The organism is Aminobacter sp. P4_H6_2, assembly GCF_056400805.1.
Map to the genome: position 1 here is coordinate 1 of NZ_JBFUKO010001002.1, position 1,211 is coordinate 1,211.

At 58.1% G+C, this 1,211-nt stretch carries 2 protein-coding genes; both read left to right on the forward strand.

Annotation, left to right across the window (positions count from 1 at the left end):
* The first annotated feature begins 265 nt into the window (after positions 1-265).
* Entirely contained in the window at positions 266-877 is a 612-nt protein-coding gene (locus AC1DUU_RS32455) for a cysteine hydrolase family protein (protein ID WP_476787392.1), read from the forward strand.
* A gap of 25 nt (positions 878-902) precedes the next feature.
* Positions 903-1,211: DUF6766 family protein (locus tag AC1DUU_RS32460; protein WP_476787393.1), on the forward strand; the 309-nt coding region annotated here is incomplete at its 3' end.

Here is a 1,211-nt window from a genome sequence, read left to right on the forward strand (position 1 = left end):
GGGGTGCGCCGCGCCGTTGACCTTCTCGGCGACCTGCAGCCCGGCCCGGATGATCTGACCGGGTGGCTGGTGCGAGTACGCGATCAAAAGGGCGAATTGCTTTACGCCATCGACGTGCAGGAGGCGAAAAAGGCCAGGTGATTGAGACAATGACGCGCCGGCGGTTTAAAATCACTAAGTGTGCACTCCCTGTAGCCGAACAGAGCAGATCGGATGCTAGCACTCCGACGTTTGAGTTCTTTCACGAGGGGGCGCTGGACTGATCATGGCAGCGAAAGGCCTTGTGCACGGTCCGCTGGGGAAAAGCTCCCTGCATTTGTGCGTCGACATGCAGCAACTGTTCGGGCCTGGCAGCCCTTGGGCTGTGCCTTGGGCCGAAAAGGTGCTCCCGGCAATTGAGGAATTGACGGCGCATCGTCCGCGGCAAACGATCTTCACGCGCTTCATTCCAGCTGCCCGCCCGGGCGAAGGACCGGGCATGTGGGCGCGGTATTATCATCGCTGGGCGGAAGTCACTCTTGTCAATATCGATCCAAGAGTCGTCGGATTGATGCCGTCTCTGGGCCGCTATGTACCCCCAGCGAGGGTTCTCGATAAGCGTGTCTATTCGCCGTGGACGGAAGGCGGGCTCGACGCGATGCTGAATGGTTCGGGGATCAACACGCTGGTGATTACCGGTGGCGAGACTGACGTCTGTGTACTTGCCACCGTGTTCGGCGCAATGGACCGAGGCTTTCGGGTTGTCCTTGTGACGGATGCCATCTGTGGCTCGGCAGATCAGACGCACGATGCGTTGATGGAACTATATCGTTCCCGCTTCAGCGAGCAGGTCGAAATCGTTGAAATGGCAGAGGTTCTTGATTGCTGGCGACAATAGGTACGGATCGGGTTGGAGAGCAATTTTGAAATCATTTTTCCGCGATAATGGACTGACGATTACCCTGGTGGCTATGTTCCTGGTCAGCCTGGTGGGCATGGTCTGGTCGGGACATGCTGCCTACAACGAGGAGCTCCGAGAGCATGGAGGGGCTGCCGTGGGGCTGATGGCCTATTTGAAAAGCGGGGACTTTCTGTCTGCGCTTTTTGAGAACTGGGAGAGCGAATTCCTGCAGATGTCGGCCTATGTGATGCTGACGGCAGTGCTTTTTCAGCGCGGCTCGGCAGAGTCTCGCGACCCCGATGATCCTGATCGGCCCAAGGATGAACTTTCG